This is a genomic window from Pseudomonas sp. 313, assembly GCF_000316965.1.
GTDB lineage: Bacteria > Pseudomonadota > Gammaproteobacteria > Pseudomonadales > Pseudomonadaceae > Chryseomonas > Chryseomonas benzopyrenica.
Window position 1 is genome coordinate 46,356 of the sequence record NZ_ANBZ01000026.1, and the last position, 16,841, is coordinate 63,196.

Consider the following 16,841-nt stretch of genomic DNA (forward strand, 5'->3'; position numbering starts at 1 on the left):
CCCCTCTCCCTGCCGGCACCGCCGGTGCTTAAGATTTTGTGGAGCGTATCACAATCCCTTTTTCGGCCAGGTACCGTTTAGCCTCGGGAATGGTGCATTCGCCGAAATGGAAGATGCTCGCGGCCAGCACCGCAGAAGCCTTGCCTTCGAGGATGCCGTCGGCCAGGTGCTGCAGATTGCCGACGCCACCGGAGGCGATCACCGGGATGCCCACCGCCTCGCTGACGGCGCGGGTCACGCCCAGGTCGAAGCCGTTCTTCATGCCGTCCTGGTCCATGCTGGTGAGCAGGATCTCGCCGGCGCCCAGGCCTTCCATCTTCTGCGCCCAGGCCACGGCGTCGAGACCGGTGGGCTTGCGCCCGCCATGGGTGAAGATCTCCCAGCGCGGGGTTTCGTCGGGGCCGCTGACGCGCTTGGCGTCGATGGCCACCACGATGCACTGGGAACCGAAGCGCGCCGCGGCTTCGCCGACGAACTCGGGGGTGAAGACCGCCGCGGTGTTGATCGAGACCTTGTCGGCACCGGCGTTGAGCAGGTTGCGGATGTCCTGCACGGTGCGCACGCCGCCGCCCACGGTCAGCGGGATGAACACCTGGCTGGCCATGCGCTCCACGGTGTGCAGGGTGGTATCGCGGCCCTGGTGGCTGGCGGTGATGTCGAGAAAGGTGATCTCGTCGGCGCCCTGCTCGTTGTAGCGGCGGGCGATCTCCACCGGATCACCGGCATCGCGGATGTTCTCGAACTTGACGCCCTTGACCACGCGGCCGTTGTCCACGTCCAGGCAGGGGATGATGCGTTTGGCCAGCGCCATGTTTCTCTCCAGAAGACGAAGTCAGGTACGTTGCTGCAGGGTGGCGTGTTCCGCCAACTCAGCGTCGATGAATGCGGCGATCATCGCCCGATAGACCCGCTCGACTACTACCGGTGACGCTTCAGCCTCGACGGCCAGCGCCTTGACCTTGGCGATGACCTGCTCGACTCGCTGTGGCGCACGCACCGCAGCATCGTCCTTCTTGAAGCGTGCCGCCTGCCGTACACAGGCGCCGCGCGCTGCCAGTAACTGGACGATCTGCTGATCGAGTTCGTCGATCGCGGCGCGAACCTCATCGAGCGAAGAGCATTCGATCATTGCCACGGCCCTCAGACCTTGAAGTTGTCGCACAGCGCCTGGGCCTCGGCGACGTCGAGGGTGCCCTCGTAGATCGCCCGGCCGGTGATGGCGCCGATGATGCCCGGGCTGCGGGCGTCGAGCAGCTTCTGGATGTCACCCAGGTTGTGGATGCCGCCGGAGGCGATCACCGGGATGCTGGTGGCTTCGGCCAGGGCGCGGGTGGCCGGGACGTTGCAGCCCTGCATCATGCCGTCGCGGGCGATGTCGGTGTAGACGATGGCGCTGACACCGTCGGCCTCGAAGCGGCGGGCCAGGTCGGTGACCTGCAGTTCGCTGACCTCGGCCCAGCCGTCGGTGGCGACGAAGCCGTCCTTGGCGTCCAGGCCGACGATGACCTTGCCCGGGAAGGCGCGGCAGGCTTCACCGACGAACTCCGGCTGCTTGACCGCCTTGGTGCCGATGATCACGTAGCTGACGCCGGCACGCACATAGTGCTCGATGGTCTCCAGCGAGCGGATGCCGCCGCCGATCTGGATCGGCAGGCCGGGATAGCGCTTGGCGATGGCGGTGACCACTTCGCCATTGACCGGCTGGCCTTCGAAAGCGCCGTTGAGATCCACCAGGTGCAGCCGACGGCAGCCGCCGTCGACCCACTGGGCGGCCATGGCCACGGGATCGTCGGAGAACACGGTGGAGTCTTCCATGCGCCCCTGGCGCAGGCGGACGCAGGCGCCGTCCTTGAGGTCGATGGCGGGGATGATCAGCATGGCAATACCTTGGCTCGGGGGTGAGGGCGATCTAGGGCTTTTCCAACGCCCAGATGTCGCTTTCCAGGCTGTCGACGCGCTCCTTGAGTAGGACCTGCACGTCGGCAACCGCCTTGTTGTAGTACAGCGGCCCGCACTCGCGGGCGAAGAAATCCAGCAGCTCCTCGACTTCGAACCGCCCCAGGCGGACCTCGAAGCGATCGTCCAGCAGGGTCTGCAAGGCCGTGACCAGGCGCTGGCTCTGCTCGGGTTCGAGCGTCACCAGCGGCGCGGGCGGCTTGCGCGCCATTACCAGCGGCCGTCCCAGGCGAGGAAGTTGGCATAGAGTTGCAGACCGCAGTCGGCGCTCTTCTCGGGGTGGAACTGGGTGGCGAAGCGCGAGCCGTCGGCCAGCGCCGCGGCGAAGTCCAGGCCGTAATGGCCGCGCCCGACCACCTGGCGCGGATTGCCGGCCTCGACATAGAAGCTGTGCACGAAATAGAAGCGGGCGCGATCGGGGATGCCGTGCCAGAGCGGATGGTCGAGCACGTGGCTGACCTCGTTCCAGCCCATGTGCGGCACCTTGAGGGTCTCGCCCTCTTCCTGCATGCCGCCCGGGAAACGCCGCACGGCGCCGGGGAACAGGCCGATGCAGTCCACCCCGCCGTTCTCTTCGCTGCGCTGCATCAGCGCCTGCATGCCGACGCAGACGCCGAGGAAGGGACGATCCTGGCTGACTTCGCGGACCAGCTCATCGATGCCCTGGCGGCGAATCTCGGCCATGCAGTCGCGGATGGCGCCGACGCCGGGCAGGACGATGCGGTCCGCCTCGCGGATCACCGCGGGATCGCCGGTCACCAGCACCTGGTGGCTACCGGCGTGCTCCAGGGCCTTGGCCACGGAGTGCAGGTTGCCCATGCCATAGTCGATGACGGCTACTGTCTGCATCACAGGCACCCCTTGGTGGAGGGCATGACACCGGCCATGCGCGGATCTTCGGCGAGGGCCATGCGCAGGGCGCGGCCAAAGGCCTTGAACACCGTCTCGATCTGGTGGTGGCTGTTGACCCCGCGCAGGTTGTCGACGTGCAGGGTCACCTGAGCGTGATTGGTGAAGCCCTGGAAGAATTCGAGGAACAGATCGACGTCCATGCGGCCCACGGTGGCGCGGGTGAAGGGCACGTTCCAGTGCAGGCCGGGCCGGCCGGAGAAGTCGATGACAACGCGTGACAGGGCCTCGTCCAGGGGCACATAGGCATGGCCATAGCGCTGGATGCCCTTCTTGTCGCCGACGGCCTTGGCGAAGGCCTGGCCGAGGGTGATGCCGATGTCTTCCACCGTGTGGTGGTCGTCGATGTGCAGGTCGCCGCGGCAGTGGATATCGAGGTCGATCAGCCCATGGCGGGCGATCTGGTCGAGCATGTGCTCGAGGAAGGGGACCCCGGTGTCGAAGCGCGCCGCGCCCGTGCCGTCCAGATCCAGGGATACCTTGACCTGGGTTTCCAGGGTGTTGCGCTCGACGGTTGCCTTGCGTTCGGCCATAGCCTGCTCCGCGAAAATCGGTGGGCGAAAGGGCCGATATTATAGGGGCGCGAGGACTGGATCGAAAGCGCGGCGGGACGAGGCGTCCCACCGCCAGGGGCGCCCGCGTGGGGACGCCCCGTTACCGCTCGATTCGGCTGTGACTCAGCTGAACAGCGCGGCGGTCTTTTGCAGGGTGATCCAGATACCCCAGGCCAGCGGGATGCCCACGGCCAGCCAGGCGGCGATGGCCAGCGGCTTGGTCTTGGGATCGGCGCTCCACTCCAGCACCTGGGCGCTGCCAGCATTGCTGTCGTGGCCATTGGCGCGCTCGACGGCGAGTTCGGCCTCGGTCATGAAGTGCTTGTCGGCCACCGGGCGCACCATCAGGTTGCAGAGGAAGCCCAGCACCAGCAGACCGGCCAGGATGTACAGGGTGATGTCGTACACCTGGGCACGGGGGATGCCCATGCTCAGCTGGTACTCGCGCAGGTAGTTGACCAGCACCGGACCGAAGACGCCGGCGGCGGCCCAGGCGGTGAGCAGGCGACCGTGAATGGCGCCGACCATCTGGGTACCGAACAAGTCGGCGAGGTAGGCCGGCACGGTGGCGAAACCACCGCCGTACATGGACAGGATCAGGCAGAAGGCGAAGACGAACAGCGCCACGCTGCCCAGGTGACCGGTCCAGGGCACGATGGCATAGAGCACGAAGCCCAGGGTGAAGAAGACGAAGTAGGTCATCTTGCGACCGATGTAATCGGAGAAGGATGCCCAGAAGAAACGCCCGCCGATGTTGAACAGGCTCAGCAGACCGGTGAAGCCGGCGGCGATGGCGGCGATCTGCTTGAGCTGATCGGCGCTGAGTTCACCGTAGGCCAGGCCGTTGCCCAGCAGACGACCACCGAAGACTTCCTGCAGGAGCGGCGAAGCCATGCCGATGATGCCGATGCCGGCGGTCACGTTCAGGCAGAGCACGGCCCAGACCAGCCAGAATTGCGGGATGCCCCAGATCTTGCTCACGTGGACGTGGCGATTGGTGATCATGTTGCTGCCGGCCTTCTTGGTGGACGGCGTCCAACCGGCGGGCTTCCAGCCGGTCGGCGGCACGCGGTAGCCCAGGGCGCCGCTCATCATGAACACGAAGTAGATCACCGCCATGACCAGGAAGGTCTGCCAGACACCGATTTCGGTGGCCGACGCGAAGTGCCGCATCAGGGCATCGGCCAGGGGTGCACCCACCATGGCGCCGCCACCAAAGCCCATGATGGCCATGCCGGTCGCCATGCCGCGCTTGTCCGGGAACCACTTGATCAGGGTCGACACCGGCGAGATGTAGCCCAGGCCCAGACCGATACCACCGATCACGCCCGAACCCAGCCACAGCATCCAGATCTGGTGGGTATAGATGCCCAGGGCGGAGATCAGCAGACCACCGCACCAGCACAGCGCCGAGACGACGCCGGCCTTGCGCGGACCGGCGTGCTCCAGCCAGCCACCGAACAGGGCGGCCGAGCAGCCGAGGAAGATGAAGAACAGGGTGTAGATCCAGCCGAGCTGAGAGATCTTCCAGTCACAGGTGGCACTGAAGATCTGTTCGAAGAAGCCCATCTCGACCGGGCAGGCCACGGCGGCGGTGATGCCGATCGCCTTGGACAGCGGCAGCCAGAAGACCGAGAAGCCATAGGCCATGCCGATGCACAGGTGGATGGCCAGAGCGGCCGGCGGGACCAGCCAGCGGTTGAAACCGGGCCGGGCGACGATGCGCTCCTTGGACAGGAAAGCCGGACGTGCCGAAGCGGCGCCGCCAGCGGTGAGAGTAGTGCTCATGGGTTCAGCCCTTTTCTAGTGTATAGCGTCCAGGCCGGTAGACATTCCCTGCACGCTTCCCCGTAAACGAGTCAAAGAAACGGCGCCAACCGACCAGAGGTGCGCGACATTAAAGCGCACCCTGGCGTACTGCCACCCCTGCTCATTTACCAGGGTACGGGCGGTGCAAGACCGCCGACGAAACGGGCGAGTACCACCGCTGTCACAGGGCCGACACCTCGATGTCATCGCGGCCAGCCCAAGCCCCTATACTGGCCAGTCGCGCCATCGCCCGCCGGAACAGGAATTTCCTCGTCATGAAAGCTTTCGCCAAAGTGCTGGGTATCGTCCTCGTCGGCCTGCTGCTCCTGCTGGTCGCCGCAGGCTTCGCCCTCACCCATCTGGTCGATCCCAACGACTACAAGGACGAGCTCCGCCAGCTGGCGCGCGACAAGGCCAACGTCGACCTGCAACTCAAGGGCGACATCGGCTGGAGTCTGTTTCCCTGGCTGGGCGTCGAATTGCACGACGCCACCCTGGCCAGCGCCGCCACCCCCGACCGCCAGCTGGCCCAGGTGCAGCGGCTGATCCTCTCGGTCCGCCTGCTGCCGCTGCTGCTGCGCCGTGATCTGGAGATGAGCGACATCAAGATCGACGGCCTGGATCTCACCGCCAGCCGCGATGAGCAGGGCCGTACCAACTGGGCCGAAATCGGCCGCCCCGCACCCAAGGCGGGCGCTGGCGCCGCGCCGGCCGACACCCCCGCCGACGCGTCCACGTCTGGCGAGCCGACCGCGAGGCGCCAGCCGCTCAAGCTCAACGTCGAGAGCCTGACCGTGCGCAATTCCCGCGTCGAATACAGCGACGCCCGCAGCGGCGCCCGCTATGCCTTCGAGGGCATCGATCTGGAGACCGGTGCCATCTACGCCGGCACGCCCATTCCCATCAAGCTGGCCGGCACCGCCAGTACCACCCAGCCGCCGGTCAACGCCACGGTACTGCTCAACGGTGAATTGCGCTTCGATCCGGCCAGCCAGCAATACGCCCTGGACAATCTCCAGCTGACCGGCGACGCCAGTGGCGAGCCCTTCAACGGCAAGGTGGTCAACTATTCCGCCAGCGGCCAGTTGGCCGTCGACCGCCGCGCCCAGACCGCGGAATGGACCAGCCTCAAGCTCACTGCCAATGACCTCAAGGCCCTGGGCGACCTCAAGCTCACCGGTCTGGAAACCGATCCGCAGCTGGCCGGGCGCGTCTCCATCGCCCGCCTGGACCTGCGCGCCTTCCTCGACAGTATCGGCGTCGAATTGCCGGCCATGGCCGATGCCAAGACCCTGCAGCGCTTCGAGATGAATGCCCAGGTGCAAGCCAGCCGCAACGCCCTGGCGCTGGACGACTTCAACTTCCAGCTCGACGACAGCACCCTCAAGGGCCGCGTCGCCGTCGCCGTCGCCGACATCGCCCGCCGCGCCCTGCGTATCCAGGTCAGCGGCGACGCCCTGGACCTGGATCGCTATCTGCCGGCCAAGGCCGCCGCGGCGCGCCAGGCCAATGGCGCGCGCCAGGAAGAGGTCGCCCAGGTCGATGCCATCGCCACCCAGGGCAACTCGCCGCTGCCCGAGGCGCCGACCCAGCACGCCTGGAGCCAGGAAACCCTGTTGCCGGTGGAGCGCCTGCGCAGCCTGGACGCCGATGTCGACCTGAGCCTGCAACACCTGACCCTCAATCGCCTGCCCTTCGAAGGCGCCAGCCTCAAGGCCAAGGCCGCCGATGGCCAACTGCAACTCAGCGCCCTGGAAGGCGAGCTGTTCGGCGGTCGCTTCGAAGCCAATGGCGCCCTCGACGTGCGCGGCGTCCAGCCGCAACTGACCGCTCGTGAACGCATCAAGGGCGTACCGGTGGAGCGCATCCTCCAGGCCCAGGGCCAGAAGCCGCCGGTGGAAGGCCTGCTGGACCTGGACGCCGATCTGCGCAGCTCGGGCGCCAGCCAACGCACCCTGATCGACAACCTGGGCGGCACCGCGCGCTTCGCCCTACGCAATGGCCAACTGATCGACGCCAACGTCGAAAGCCAGCTGTGCCAGGGCATCGCCCTGCTCAATCGCAAGCCGCTGGAGCTGCCCCATGGCGGCCAGAACACCCCGTTCCGCCAGTTGAGCGGCAGCCTCAACATCGTCAACGGCGTGGCCCGCAACCAGGACCTCAGCGTCAGCGTGCCGGGCCTGGCGGTAAAGGGCGCGGGCGACATCGACCTGCGCACCCTCGGCCTCGACTACCGCCTGGGCATCACCGTGCAGGGCGACACCAATGCCGCCGCCGATCCCGGCTGCCGGGTCGGCGAGCGCTATGCGGATATCGAGTGGCCGCTGCAGTGCCGCGGCCCCCTGGAACTGGGCGCCAAGGCCTGCCGCCTGGATCGCGAGGCCATGGGCCAGATCATCGCCCGTGCCGCTGGCAATCGTCTGAACGAAAAAATCGAAGAGAAGCTCGGTGATAAAATCAGCCCCGACATCCAGAACGCCATCCGAGGGCTGCTGCAACGCCGATGACTGACGACGCCTTTGGTACCGCCGTGCTGGCCTGGTACGACCTGCACGGCCGCAAGGACCTGCCCTGGCAACAGGGCGTGACGCCCTATCGCGTCTGGGTCTCGGAGATCATGCTCCAGCAGACCCAGGTCGCCACCGTGCTGGGCTACTTCGACCGCTTCATGCAGGCGCTGCCCACTGTCGAGGCCCTGGCCGCGGCGCCGGAAGACGAGGTGCTGCACCTCTGGACCGGCCTCGGCTACTACAGCCGCGCGCGCAACCTGCACAAGGCCGCCAAGACCGTGGTCGAGCGCCATGGCGGCGAGTTCCCGCGCAGCGTCGAGGCCCTAGCCGAATTGCCCGGCATCGGCCGCTCCACCGCTGGCGCCATCGCCAGCCTGAGCATGGGCATCCGGGCGCCCATCCTCGATGGCAACGTCAAACGCGTCCTGGCCCGCTATACCGCCACTCCCGGCTATCCGGGCGAACCCGCCGTGGCCCGCCGTCTGTGGGAGGTGGCCGACCGACTGATGCCCCACGAGCGGGTCGGCCACTACACCCAGGCGATGATGGACCTGGGTGCCACCCTCTGTACCCGCAGCAAACCCAGCTGTCTGCTGTGCCCGGTCAAGCCCGGCTGCCGTGCCCACCTGCTGGGCCAGGAAACCGACTTTCCCGCCGCCAAGCCACGCAAGACTCTGCCGCAGCGCAGCACCCTGATGCCGCTGTTCGTCAACGACGCCAATGCCGTGCTCCTCCAGCGCCGCCCCTCGACCGGCCTCTGGGGCGGTCTCTGGGGTCCGCCGGAGGTGGCCGACGTGGCCGAACTCGAAGCCCTCGCCGAACGCCAGGGCCTCGCCATCGACGAACGCCAGGCGCTGCCCGGCCTGGTGCACACCTTCAGCCATTTCCAACTGGCCATCGAACCCTGGCTGGTGCAGGTGGACCACCGCCAGCACCGCGTGGCCGAGGGCGACTGGCTTTGGTATAACCTCGCGTCCCCGCCGCGCCTGGGCCTCGCCGCCCCGGTGCAGAAACTGCTCAAGCGCGCCGAGCAGGCGCTCAAAGGAGAACCCGCATGACCCGCACCGTGATGTGCCGCAAGCACAAGCAGGAGCTGCCCGCCCTCGATCGTCCGCCCTACCCCGGCGCCAAGGGCGAAGACATCTACCAGCACGTCTCCAAGCAGGCCTGGGAAGAGTGGCAGAAGCACCAGACCATGCTCATCAACGAGCGCCGGCTGAACATGATGAACGCCGAGGATCGCAAGTTCCTGCAAGCCGAGATGGACAAGTTCCTGTCCGGCGAAGACTACGCCCAGGCCGAGGGCTACGTGCCCCCCAGCGCCTGAGTCGACGGCTAAGCGCCCGAAAAATCTAAATTTTTTTGGGCTCGCTGTTGACACAGGGTCGAGAAACGCTTTTAATGCGCCCCGTTGCCCAGGTAGCTCAGTTGGTAGAGCAGGGGATTGAAAATCCCCGTGTCGGCGGTTCGATTCCGTCCCTGGGCACCAAGACAAGCTTCCAGATCCTGCGGGATCTGGAAATCAGAGAAACCGGCCTAGCGCCGGTTTTTTTGTGCCTGCGATATGGGCAAGCCAGCCTGCAGGCGTCGCTATCTCGTCACGCCCCTTCCCTTGCGGCCCAGCACCGCCCTCCTGCTCCTGCTCCTGACCCCAAGGGTGCCAAGGCTCGTCCTAGACGGCCGCAATCCTTTGCGAATCCCGCCCAGACGATCTTGACTCTCTACCCACTTCAGACTTTTTAATGGCACGGCGTCGCCCGACACCCACCTTTTCTGGAGTCAGCACCATGAGCACCTGCAGCCAAAAGCATCACGCCAATCACAGCCATCAGCACGGTCCGAACTGTGGCCACACCGCCATCGAGCACGCGGGCCACATCGACTATCTCCACGACGGCCATCTGCACCACATGCATGGTGACCACGTGGACGAGCACGTGCTGGAGGTCAATGCGACCAATCCGGATCACTGCACCCATGGCCAGAGCAGCGGCCATGCAGCCGACCACGTCCATGGGCCCGATTGCGGTCACGAAGCCGTGCCCCACGGCGATCATGTCGACTACCTGGTGGATGGCCGGCTGCATCATGTCCATGACGGCCACTGCGACGACCATGGCCCGGTGACCCTGGTCCGCTAGCGACGGCTGTCGAAAGAGCGCTAGGCGCCATCACCCTCACGCCGGCGCCGGGGCTCCGTCCACCACGCCGAGATGAAGAGCCAGCCACACCGTGGCGACTGTGGGATCGGTATAGGTCACCCAGTGCTCAGCGTGGGCGGGGATGAGCAGCGTATCCCCTGGCTCGAGCGCCACCTCCCGCCCTTCCAGGGCGATCCGCGCGGCGCCCTGCAGCACCAGCACCCACTCCTCATGGGCCTGCCGATAGGGCGTCTGCGCTGGCGTCGTCTGGCCCTGGGAAACGATGCGTTCGATGCGGCAACCGGGCCGCGCCAGCAGGGACGTGAACACCTCCGCGGCGGAGGCATCGGGCAGGTCGCGAAACAGATTGGTCATGACGTTTTCCCACAGGGCCTCGCGCCAGGGTGCGCTAAGGTCATCCAGACTGCGCCTGTCCGACCAGGCGCTCAAGTCTCTAAGGGATCCGCGCCATCCAGGAGTCGCCGCCATGGCCCCAGGTGCTCTGCCATTTGCCGTCAAGAGTGCGATCCGCCCGACCTTTTCGGGAGCCCGTCACCCGATCGCCAAGATTTTCGGCGATGATCGATCGCAGAGGTGGCCGCCGATCAAGGGCGCCGCTCGCCCCCGGTTGGCCGCTGCGGTCAACCAGACCTCGCACCAGGCGCACGGAGGCGCTTACTGCATGCCGATTCCCTCGATTCCCCTCATCGCCCCTGCCCTGTCCGGCGCCCTGCCTCAACCAGCCATCGACCAGCCCGGCCCGCGTGCCGCCGAGCCGACCGTACCCCTCTGGTTCAGGGTGCTGAGCGGCGTCAGCTTGTGGCTGAACCGGTTGTTTCTCGGCCTGGTGCTGGCGCTGGTCGGCTTTACCCTCTGGCACTGGTGGCAGGGATGAAGCGACGTCTGGATCAACTGGAGCTGACCATCCTGATGTGCGGTATCGGCCTGCTGGCCATGGCGCTGATCGTCGCCGTGGGCATGCAGGGCCTCGATTGGGGCTGAGTGGACGGGCGGGCTTACCGGACCTTTACCTGGCCTGACGTCCGCTGACCGCCAAAGGTGTTTCATGGTGACGCGGCCTATCGAGCGCCGCGAGGAGAACACCATGGCATCGCGAGCGTCGTTGATTCTGCTGTTGACCGCCACCCTGACCGCCAGCGGCCTGGCCGCCGCCCATGAAGGCCCCGATCGAGGACAACCCTGGGCGGGCGGCGCCGCAGCCGTCGCCGAGGGCGGCGAATTCCTGCCGGCGGGCGAATTTCGACGGCATCACCGGCACCACCCCTATTACCGCAGGGATCGCTACCCCTACAGCTACTACCAACCCTATCCGCAACCGGGTTATGCCGCGCCGCGTTGGCGGCCGGCACCGCCGGGCTACTACGCCTATCCGCCGGCCTATGAGGCGCGACCCTATTACGGACCACCCCGGCATTGGTGAACTGCTTGGCATCGCGGCGGCGAGATGGTGGCCTTTTGCGATGAGCCACACAGGGAGATGTTTGCCAGAGGAGCAAAATGCCATCACCCCATTAGGCTTTAGGGCGTTGCCAACATGTATGAGAGAGATGATGTAATCTGCATGGCCTGCCTTGCGACCATGGCTGCGGCCTTTACCGGCTTCATCATGGTGATGGCGCTGCTGTAACTGCCAGATAGACGAAACCCCGCCGAGGCGGGGTTTCGAAGGCGGTATGGCGTGGTCCTAGATGGGCCGACTGCCATACTTGCTGTCGGGCTTCTTGGGCGGATCGGCGACCACATTGGCGTCGATCTCCTGCACCTTGCCACCGCGGGCCAGAAAGTCCTGCATGGCCTTTTCCAACGCATCCCGCTCGCGCTGCTTGGCTTCCACCGAAGGCAGTTCCTCGGGCTCGGCTTCGCGCTTCTTCTTGGCCTTGCTGCCGGACGCGGGTGTTTCGCTTTCGCCGCTTTCCTCTTGCTCGGCGTCGTCGGTTGCGGCAGCGAAGTCTTCGTTATCGCCCTCTTCTTCCGCCCCGGTCTCCAGGTCGTCCTGCTCCAGATCTTCGTCGCTCATAAACCGCCTCCACAGACTTTGGCAAAATCGGACCGCGCGTTTTGACGCGGCCTCTTAAAAAAAATTCCTGGCTATTCGCCTTGCAACGTCGCGATCAGCCGCCGCGCGCCACCCTGGTCGCGATGCTCGCCCAGGTAGATGCCCTGCCAGGTTCCCAGCGCCAGGCGCCCGGCCTGGATTGGTAGGCTCAGGCTGCAGCCGAGCAGACTGCTCTTGAAATGCGCAGGCAGGTCGTCCGGGCCTTCGTAGTCGTGCTCGTAACCGGCCTGCCCCTGGGGCACCAGCTGATTGAAGAACCGCTCGAAGTCACGGCGCACCGCCCCGTCGGCATTCTCGTTGATGGTCAACGAGGCCGAGGTGTGCTGCAGCCAGAGGTGCAGCAGGCCGATCCGGCATTCGCCAAGCTCGGGCAGTTGCTCCAGCACCTCAGCCGTGACGAGATGGAAACCACGCGCCCGCGCGCGCAGGGAAAAGGTCCGCTGCAGCCACATGAACAACCCCCGCCGACTGACTGGGCGCGCATTCTAGCGCGACGATCGGAAAAGCAAAGCGGTGATTGCACACCGCTGGCGTGCAGTCTAGACACAGCAGGACGACGGTTGTTCCGGCCGTACGGCAGACGTAAAAAAGGCGCCTCGCGGCGCCTTTTTCCAGAGCGGCGGCTTACAGGTTGTAGCCACGCTCGTTGTGCAAGGTGAGGTCCAGACCCACGGTTTCCTCTTCTTCGTTGACTCTCAGACCCATGACCACGTCCAGCACCTTGAGGATCACGAAGGTGACGATGCCGGTGTAGACGATGGTGAAGGCCACGCCCTTGAACTGGATGAACAGCTGGGCGCCGATGTCGGTGACGGTGCCGAAGCCGCCCAGGGCCGGGGCAGCGAAGACCCCGGTCAGCAGGGCGCCGACGATGCCGCCGATGCCGTGCACGCCAAAGGCGTCCAGGGAGTCGTCGTAGCCCAGCTTGCGCTTGAGGCTGGTGGCGGTGAAGAAGCACACCACACCGGAAACCAGACCGATGATCAGGGCGCCCATGGGACCGGCGGTACCGGCGGCCGGGGTGATGGCCACCAGACCGGCGACCACGCCGGAGGCGATGCCCAGGGCGCTCGGCTTACCGTGGGTGATCCACTCGGCGAACATCCAGCCCAGGGCGGCAGCGGCGGTGGCGATCTGGGTGGTCAGCATGGCCATGCCGGCGGTGCCGTTGGCAGCGGCGGCGGAACCGGCATTGAAGCCGAACCAGCCGACCCACAGCATGGCGGCACCGACCAGGGTATAGCCCAGGTTGTGCGGCGCCATGGGAGTGGTGGGATAGCCCTTGCGCTTGCCCAGGACCAGGGCCGCGACGAGGCCGGCCACACCGGCGTTGATGTGCACCACGGTGCCACCCGCGAAGTCCAGTACGCCCCAGTCCCACATCAGGCCGCCGTCACCGCTCCAGACCATGTGGGCGATGGGGGCGTAGACGAAGGTGAACCACAGGCCGGTGAAGACCAGCATGGCGGAGAACTTCATGCGCTCGGCGAAGGCGCCGACGATCAACGCCGGGGTGATGATGGCGAAGGTCATCTGGAAGGTGACGAAGACGCTTTCCGGGAACAGTGCGGTAGCCGAGGTGACGGCATCATGCTCCAGGGTGGACAGGAAGGCCTTGCTCAGGCCACCGATGAAGGAATTCAGATTGGTGACGCCCTTCTCCATGCCGGTGGTGTCGAAGGCCAGGCTGTAGCCGTAGACCATCCACAGGATGCTGATGAGACCGGTGATGGCGAAGCACTGCATCATCACCGAGAGGACGTTCTTGGCACGCACCATGCCGCCGTAGAACAGCGCGAGACCAGGGATGGTCATGAACAGCACCAGGGCCGTCGAGATCAGCATCCACGCCGTATCGCCACTGTTGATTGCTGGTGCCGCAGCCGCTTCCTGGGCCATGGCTAGGCCCGGCAGCGCTACGAAAGACATGAGGGCTCCTAGCCCTGCGTAGGTGCGCAGAGTCATCGTTGTTTCTCCTGGGGCTCGTGTGGGGTTGGGCGGTCGGTTAACGCGTCAGATGGCGTCTGTGTCGGTTTCGCCGGTACGGATGCGGATGGCTTGCTCGAGATTCACCACGAAGATCTTGCCGTCACCGATCTTGCCGGTGTTGGCGGCCTTGGTGATGGCCTCGATGACGCGATCGAGTTGATCGTCGGCAATGGCGACGTCGATCTTGACCTTGGGCAGGAAGTCGACGACGTATTCGGCGCCGCGATAGAGCTCGGTGTGGCCCTTCTGACGGCCAAAGCCCTTGACCTCGGTAACGGTGATGCCTTGCACACCGATCTCGGACAGCGACTCACGCACGTCGTCGAGCTTGAACGGCTTGATGATGGCGGTGACTAGTTTCATGAAACTTCTCCCGATTGAGTTGACTTGCCCCAGGAAAACAAACCCCGGCCCAAGTCTAGCGCAGTGACCGTCTGTTTAACCGTCGGCGTGGTAATCGCCGTGGTTACGGCAGAAGCGGCCAGAGCGCGCCTCTACCCCAGGCGTCCGCTGACGCCCGTCTCTGCTTCGGCAGTAGCAGAAAGCTTGCCAGGTTTTTGAAGGGGGCCGTATTACCGGGGCCGGTGGGCCTGGCGCGCCTCCTGACAGGGCAGACCACCGGTCATGGGGCAGGACTTTGCACCAACAGCGAACAGCTCTGGCATGGGGATGGCACCAAAGCGGTGCAGTCGTGGCTGTCCGGAGCACAGGAGCCGCTGTGCTACACTCGGGCTTTGATTACAGGCAGGGAATAACCATGTCCACGACCCGTTCGCTGTTCGACTCCCTGACTCAGCAGGCCAGCCGGCTGTTCGGTCAGGACTCGCCGCTGCCCAAGGCGGAAATCGAGAGCCAGTTCAAGGCCCTGCTCCAGGGTGCGCTGAGCAAGCTCGATGTGGTCAGCCGTGATGAATTCGATGCGCAGATGGCGGTGCTGGCCCGCACACGTGCGCGCCTGGAGGCCCTCGAAGCGCGTCTGAACGAGCTGGAGAACAGCCAGACCCAGGACGTGAAGCCGCCGGTGACCCCGGCCACGGATGTCGCCGCCGCCGACTGACCTTGAAGGCGCGCCAGGATGGTGCAGCCTGCTGTCTAGCGAAGCACGATCAAGGAGAGATCATGTCGCTTGCCCTCGTTCATACCCGCGCCCAGGTGGGCGTGGAAGCGCCGCCGGTGGTGGTCGAGGCGCACCTGGCCAATGGCCTGCCCGCCCTCACCCTGGTGGGCCTGCCGGAGACCGCCGTGCGCGAAGCCAAGGATCGGGTGCGCAGCGCCATCCTCACGGCCGGTTTCGAATTCCCCAGTCGCCGCATCACCCTCAATCTCGCTCCCGCCGATCTCCCTAAAGACGGCGGGCGCTTCGACCTTGCTTTGGCCATCGGCATCCTCGCCGCCAGCGGGCAGCTGCCGGCGCAAGGCCTCGACGGCTACGAATGCCTGGGGGAGCTGGCCTTGTCGGGCGCGGTGCGGGCGATTCGCGGCGTACTGCCGGCGGCGCTGGCCGCCCGAACGGCGGGCCGTATCCTGGTGGTGCCTCGTGCCAATGCCGAGGAAGCCTGCCTGGCCAGCGGCCTGACGGTGCTGGCGGTCGATCACCTATTGGAGCTCGCCGGCCATCTGAGCGGCCAGGCGCCGCTGGCGCCCTATCAGCCCAGCGGCCTGCTGCGCACCCCGCTGCCCTATCCCGATCTCGCCGAGGTCCAGGGACAGCAGGCGGCCAAGCGTGCCCTGGTGGTGGCTGCAGCCGGTGCCCACAACCTGCTGCTCGCCGGACCGCCAGGAACCGGCAAGACCCTGCTCGCCAGCCGCCTGCCAGGGCTCCTGCCACCCCTGGACGAGGAAGAGGCGCTGCAGGTGGCCGCCATCCATTCGGTGGCCGGACCCGAGCCGCTGGAACACTGGCCGCAGCGACCCTTTCGTCAGCCGCACCATTCGGCGTCAGGTCCGGCGCTGGTGGGCGGTGGCAGCCGCCCCGGGCCTGGCGAGATCACCCTGGCCCATCGCGGGGTGCTGTTTCTCGACGAGTTGCCGGAATTCGATCGCAAGGTGCTGGAGGTGCTGCGCGAGCCCCTGGAAAGTGGCGAGATCGTCATCGCCCGGGCACGCGAGCGGGTACGCTTTCCGGCGCGCTTCCAACTGGTGGCGGCGATGAATCCCTGTCCTTGCGGCTACCTGGGCGACCCCAGCGGCCGCTGTCGCTGCAGTCCGGAGCAGATCCAGCGCTATAGGGGCAAGCTGTCCGGTCCGCTGCTGGACCGCATCGACCTGCACCTGACCGTGGCCCGCGAGCACCTGCGCCTGGGCGCCTCACCGGCTGCCGAGCTCACCACGGCGGAGGCCGCACGCCAGGTCGCCGAGGCCCGGGCCATCCAACTGGCGCGCCAGGGCCGCCCCAACGCCCTGCTCGGCCTCGATCAGCTGCACCAGGTATGTGTCCTGAGCGAAGCCGATCAGCGCTGGCTGGAAGGCGCCGGCGAACGCCTGAATCTGTCCCTGCGCGCCCTGCACCGGGTGGTCAAGGTAGCCCGCACCCTGGCCGATCTGGCCGGCCAGGCCGAGATCCAGCGGGCGCAGCTGGCCGAAGCGCTGCAGTATCGGGCGAGTCACTAGACGCCGGCAGGCGGACCATAGTGCCGCGGCGGCTCCTGCAGCCGATCTCGCAGCGCCTGGTTTTCCTGCGCCAGCTCGAAGCACATGGCCCGCCATTGGTGGGCCAGCTCGCGATAGTCGTCGCGCTCCGCCCGTAGCGTGGTCAGCATGCGTTCGACGGCCTGCACCGCCTCGTTGGATACGCCCATGACACCCCTCCTCTTATACTGTATTTGCATACAGTAGTCAGAGTATTGCAGCCAGGCAAGCGCCAAGGTGCGCAGGAATGAAAAAGGGAGGCCTGAGC

Annotated in this window: 21 protein-coding genes and 1 tRNA gene; 9 read left to right on the plus strand and 13 right to left on the minus strand. The window is 66.1% G+C overall.

Features of this window, described 5'->3' with window-relative positions:
* Nucleotides 1–28: 28 nt before the first annotated feature.
* The 7 genes from hisF to C722_RS0105610 all read right to left on the minus strand — a co-directional run bounded on the left by hisF (nt 29) and on the right by C722_RS0105610 (nt 5,207).
* A complete protein-coding gene (hisF, locus tag C722_RS0105580; protein ID WP_017639560.1) occupies nt 29–811 on the minus strand; it encodes an imidazole glycerol phosphate synthase subunit HisF in 783 nt (260 codons plus the stop codon).
* A 21-nt stretch (nt 812–832) separates the two neighbouring features.
* Nucleotides 833–1,129, minus strand: coding sequence for a chorismate mutase (locus C722_RS0105585; RefSeq protein ID WP_017639561.1), 297 nt, complete (start codon nt 1,127–1,129; stop codon nt 833–835).
* Between the two features lie 11 nt (nt 1,130–1,140).
* Nucleotides 1,141–1,878 (minus strand): 1-(5-phosphoribosyl)-5-[(5-phosphoribosylamino)methylideneamino]imidazole-4-carboxamide isomerase, encoded by a 738-nt coding sequence (gene hisA, locus C722_RS0105590; RefSeq protein WP_017639562.1) that lies wholly within the window; start codon nt 1,876–1,878, stop codon nt 1,141–1,143.
* Nucleotides 1,879–1,909: 31 nt separating this feature from the next.
* On the minus strand, nt 1,910–2,167 hold the full coding sequence (locus tag C722_RS0105595; protein WP_017639563.1) for a DUF2164 domain-containing protein: 258 nt from the start codon (nt 2,165–2,167) through the stop codon (nt 1,910–1,912).
* Nucleotides 2,167–2,805 carry an imidazole glycerol phosphate synthase subunit HisH gene (gene hisH / locus C722_RS0105600; RefSeq protein WP_007159789.1) on the minus strand — a complete coding sequence of 213 codons (639 nt, stop codon included), beginning with the start codon at nt 2,803–2,805 and terminating at the stop codon, nt 2,167–2,169. Before hisH ends, C722_RS0105595 begins: the two co-directional genes overlap by 1 nt.
* Nucleotides 2,805–3,398: an imidazoleglycerol-phosphate dehydratase HisB gene (gene hisB / locus C722_RS0105605; RefSeq protein ID WP_007159790.1), complete on the minus strand. Its 594-nt coding sequence runs from the start codon at nt 3,396–3,398 to the stop codon at nt 2,805–2,807. The genes hisH and hisB overlap by 1 nt, the downstream gene beginning before the upstream one ends.
* A 144-nt stretch (nt 3,399–3,542) precedes the next feature.
* On the minus strand, nt 3,543–5,207 hold the full coding sequence (locus C722_RS0105610; RefSeq protein ID WP_017639564.1) for an OFA family MFS transporter: 1,665 nt from the start codon (nt 5,205–5,207) through the stop codon (nt 3,543–3,545).
* A 296-nt stretch (nt 5,208–5,503) separates the two neighbouring features.
* Between C722_RS0105610 and C722_RS0105615 the strand changes: the two genes are divergently transcribed.
* The 5 genes from C722_RS0105615 (at nt 5,504) to C722_RS0105635 (ending at nt 9,879) form a co-directional block, all read left to right on the plus strand.
* A complete protein-coding gene (locus C722_RS0105615; protein WP_017639565.1) occupies nt 5,504–7,735 on the plus strand; it encodes an AsmA family protein in 2,232 nt (743 codons plus the stop codon).
* Nucleotides 7,732–8,796 carry an A/G-specific adenine glycosylase gene (gene mutY / locus C722_RS0105620; RefSeq protein WP_017639566.1) on the plus strand — a complete coding sequence of 355 codons (1,065 nt, stop codon included), beginning with the start codon at nt 7,732–7,734 and terminating at the stop codon, nt 8,794–8,796. The genes C722_RS0105615 and mutY overlap by 4 nt, the downstream gene beginning before the upstream one ends.
* The gene (locus C722_RS0105625) at nt 8,793–9,065 is read left to right on the plus strand and encodes an oxidative damage protection protein (protein ID WP_017639567.1); all 273 of its coding nucleotides are present in this window, start codon (nt 8,793–8,795) and stop codon (nt 9,063–9,065) included. Before mutY ends, C722_RS0105625 begins: the two co-directional genes overlap by 4 nt.
* A gap of 86 nt (nt 9,066–9,151) precedes the next feature.
* Nucleotides 9,152–9,227, plus strand: a tRNA-Phe gene (locus tag C722_RS0105630).
* A gap of 298 nt (nt 9,228–9,525) precedes the next feature.
* Nucleotides 9,526–9,879 carry a hypothetical protein gene (locus C722_RS0105635; protein ID WP_017639568.1) on the plus strand — a complete coding sequence of 118 codons (354 nt, stop codon included), beginning with the start codon at nt 9,526–9,528 and terminating at the stop codon, nt 9,877–9,879.
* 36 nt (nt 9,880–9,915) lie between these two features.
* Here C722_RS0105635 and C722_RS0105640 read toward each other — a convergent pair whose 3' ends face one another.
* Entirely contained in the window at nt 9,916–10,254 is a 339-nt protein-coding gene (locus C722_RS0105640; RefSeq protein WP_017639569.1) for a cupin domain-containing protein, read from the minus strand.
* Between the two features lie 307 nt (nt 10,255–10,561).
* Here C722_RS0105640 and C722_RS26115 point away from each other — a divergent pair, with 307 nt between their 5' ends.
* Both C722_RS26115 and C722_RS0105655 read left to right on the plus strand, forming a co-directional pair.
* A complete protein-coding gene (locus tag C722_RS26115; RefSeq protein WP_156522257.1) occupies nt 10,562–10,774 on the plus strand; it encodes a hypothetical protein in 213 nt (70 codons plus the stop codon).
* Nucleotides 10,775–10,984: 210 nt separating this feature from the next.
* On the plus strand, nt 10,985–11,320 hold the full coding sequence (locus C722_RS0105655) for a hypothetical protein (protein ID WP_037063249.1): 336 nt from the start codon (nt 10,985–10,987) through the stop codon (nt 11,318–11,320).
* 264 nt (nt 11,321–11,584) lie between these two features.
* On the opposite strand, the gene sutA is transcribed toward C722_RS0105655, so the two are convergent.
* From sutA to glnK, 4 genes are all read right to left on the minus strand, one after another.
* Nucleotides 11,585–11,917: a transcriptional regulator SutA gene (sutA, locus tag C722_RS0105665; protein ID WP_017639573.1), complete on the minus strand. Its 333-nt coding sequence runs from the start codon at nt 11,915–11,917 to the stop codon at nt 11,585–11,587.
* 71 nt (nt 11,918–11,988) lie between these two features.
* Nucleotides 11,989–12,408 (minus strand): secondary thiamine-phosphate synthase enzyme YjbQ, encoded by a 420-nt coding sequence (locus C722_RS0105670; protein ID WP_017639574.1) that lies wholly within the window; start codon nt 12,406–12,408, stop codon nt 11,989–11,991.
* Nucleotides 12,409–12,580: 172 nt separating this feature from the next.
* Nucleotides 12,581–13,921, minus strand: a complete 1,341-nt coding sequence (locus C722_RS0105675; RefSeq protein WP_026083673.1) for an ammonium transporter — start codon at nt 13,919–13,921, stop codon at nt 12,581–12,583.
* A gap of 48 nt (nt 13,922–13,969) precedes the next feature.
* Entirely contained in the window at nt 13,970–14,308 is a 339-nt protein-coding gene (gene glnK / locus C722_RS0105680; protein ID WP_003096476.1) for a P-II family nitrogen regulator, read from the minus strand.
* A 394-nt stretch (nt 14,309–14,702) separates the two neighbouring features.
* On the opposite strand from glnK, the gene C722_RS0105685 reads away from it, so the two are divergent.
* Both C722_RS0105685 and C722_RS0105690 read left to right on the plus strand, forming a co-directional pair.
* Nucleotides 14,703–15,002, plus strand: coding sequence for an accessory factor UbiK family protein (locus C722_RS0105685; protein ID WP_017639576.1), 300 nt, complete (start codon nt 14,703–14,705; stop codon nt 15,000–15,002).
* Between the two features lie 62 nt (nt 15,003–15,064).
* The gene (locus tag C722_RS0105690) at nt 15,065–16,555 is read left to right on the plus strand and encodes a YifB family Mg chelatase-like AAA ATPase (protein WP_017639577.1); all 1,491 of its coding nucleotides are present in this window, start codon (nt 15,065–15,067) and stop codon (nt 16,553–16,555) included.
* Here the strand turns inward: C722_RS0105690 and C722_RS0105695 are convergent.
* Nucleotides 16,552–16,743: a hypothetical protein gene (locus tag C722_RS0105695; RefSeq protein ID WP_017639578.1), complete on the minus strand. Its 192-nt coding sequence runs from the start codon at nt 16,741–16,743 to the stop codon at nt 16,552–16,554. The two genes, C722_RS0105690 and C722_RS0105695, sit on opposite strands and share 4 nt — an antisense overlap.
* Nucleotides 16,744–16,841 lie beyond the last annotated feature (98 nt).

What these genes read in the sequence shown, in the direction of transcription:
- hisF (WP_017639560.1), bottom strand. Translation starts at nt 811, where the DNA reads ATGGCGCTGGCCAAACGCATCATCCCCTGCCTGGACGTGGACAACGGC.
- C722_RS0105585 (WP_017639561.1), bottom strand. Translation starts at nt 1,129, where the DNA reads ATGATCGAATGCTCTTCGCTCGATGAGGTTCGCGCCGCGATCGACGAA.
- hisA (WP_017639562.1), bottom strand. Translation starts at nt 1,878, where the DNA reads ATGCTGATCATCCCCGCCATCGACCTCAAGGACGGCGCCTGCGTCCGC.
- C722_RS0105595 (WP_017639563.1), bottom strand. Translation starts at nt 2,167, where the DNA reads ATGGCGCGCAAGCCGCCCGCGCCGCTGGTGACGCTCGAACCCGAGCAG.
- hisH (WP_007159789.1), bottom strand. Translation starts at nt 2,805, where the DNA reads ATGCAGACAGTAGCCGTCATCGACTATGGCATGGGCAACCTGCACTCC.
- hisB (WP_007159790.1), bottom strand. Translation starts at nt 3,398, where the DNA reads ATGGCCGAACGCAAGGCAACCGTCGAGCGCAACACCCTGGAAACCCAG.
- C722_RS0105610 (WP_017639564.1), bottom strand. Translation starts at nt 5,207, where the DNA reads ATGAGCACTACTCTCACCGCTGGCGGCGCCGCTTCGGCACGTCCGGCT.
- C722_RS0105615 (WP_017639565.1), top strand. Translation starts at nt 5,504, where the DNA reads ATGAAAGCTTTCGCCAAAGTGCTGGGTATCGTCCTCGTCGGCCTGCTG.
- mutY (WP_017639566.1), top strand. Translation starts at nt 7,732, where the DNA reads ATGACTGACGACGCCTTTGGTACCGCCGTGCTGGCCTGGTACGACCTG.
- C722_RS0105625 (WP_017639567.1), top strand. Translation starts at nt 8,793, where the DNA reads ATGACCCGCACCGTGATGTGCCGCAAGCACAAGCAGGAGCTGCCCGCC.
- C722_RS0105635 (WP_017639568.1), top strand. Translation starts at nt 9,526, where the DNA reads ATGAGCACCTGCAGCCAAAAGCATCACGCCAATCACAGCCATCAGCAC.
- C722_RS0105640 (WP_017639569.1), bottom strand. Translation starts at nt 10,254, where the DNA reads ATGACCAATCTGTTTCGCGACCTGCCCGATGCCTCCGCCGCGGAGGTG.
- C722_RS26115 (WP_156522257.1), top strand. Translation starts at nt 10,562, where the DNA reads ATGCCGATTCCCTCGATTCCCCTCATCGCCCCTGCCCTGTCCGGCGCC.
- C722_RS0105655 (WP_037063249.1), top strand. Translation starts at nt 10,985, where the DNA reads ATGGCATCGCGAGCGTCGTTGATTCTGCTGTTGACCGCCACCCTGACC.
- sutA (WP_017639573.1), bottom strand. Translation starts at nt 11,917, where the DNA reads ATGAGCGACGAAGATCTGGAGCAGGACGACCTGGAGACCGGGGCGGAA.
- C722_RS0105670 (WP_017639574.1), bottom strand. Translation starts at nt 12,408, where the DNA reads ATGTGGCTGCAGCGGACCTTTTCCCTGCGCGCGCGGGCGCGTGGTTTC.
- C722_RS0105675 (WP_026083673.1), bottom strand. Translation starts at nt 13,921, where the DNA reads ATGACTCTGCGCACCTACGCAGGGCTAGGAGCCCTCATGTCTTTCGTA.
- glnK (WP_003096476.1), bottom strand. Translation starts at nt 14,308, where the DNA reads ATGAAACTAGTCACCGCCATCATCAAGCCGTTCAAGCTCGACGACGTG.
- C722_RS0105685 (WP_017639576.1), top strand. Translation starts at nt 14,703, where the DNA reads ATGTCCACGACCCGTTCGCTGTTCGACTCCCTGACTCAGCAGGCCAGC.
- C722_RS0105690 (WP_017639577.1), top strand. Translation starts at nt 15,065, where the DNA reads ATGTCGCTTGCCCTCGTTCATACCCGCGCCCAGGTGGGCGTGGAAGCG.
- C722_RS0105695 (WP_017639578.1), bottom strand. Translation starts at nt 16,743, where the DNA reads ATGGGCGTATCCAACGAGGCGGTGCAGGCCGTCGAACGCATGCTGACC.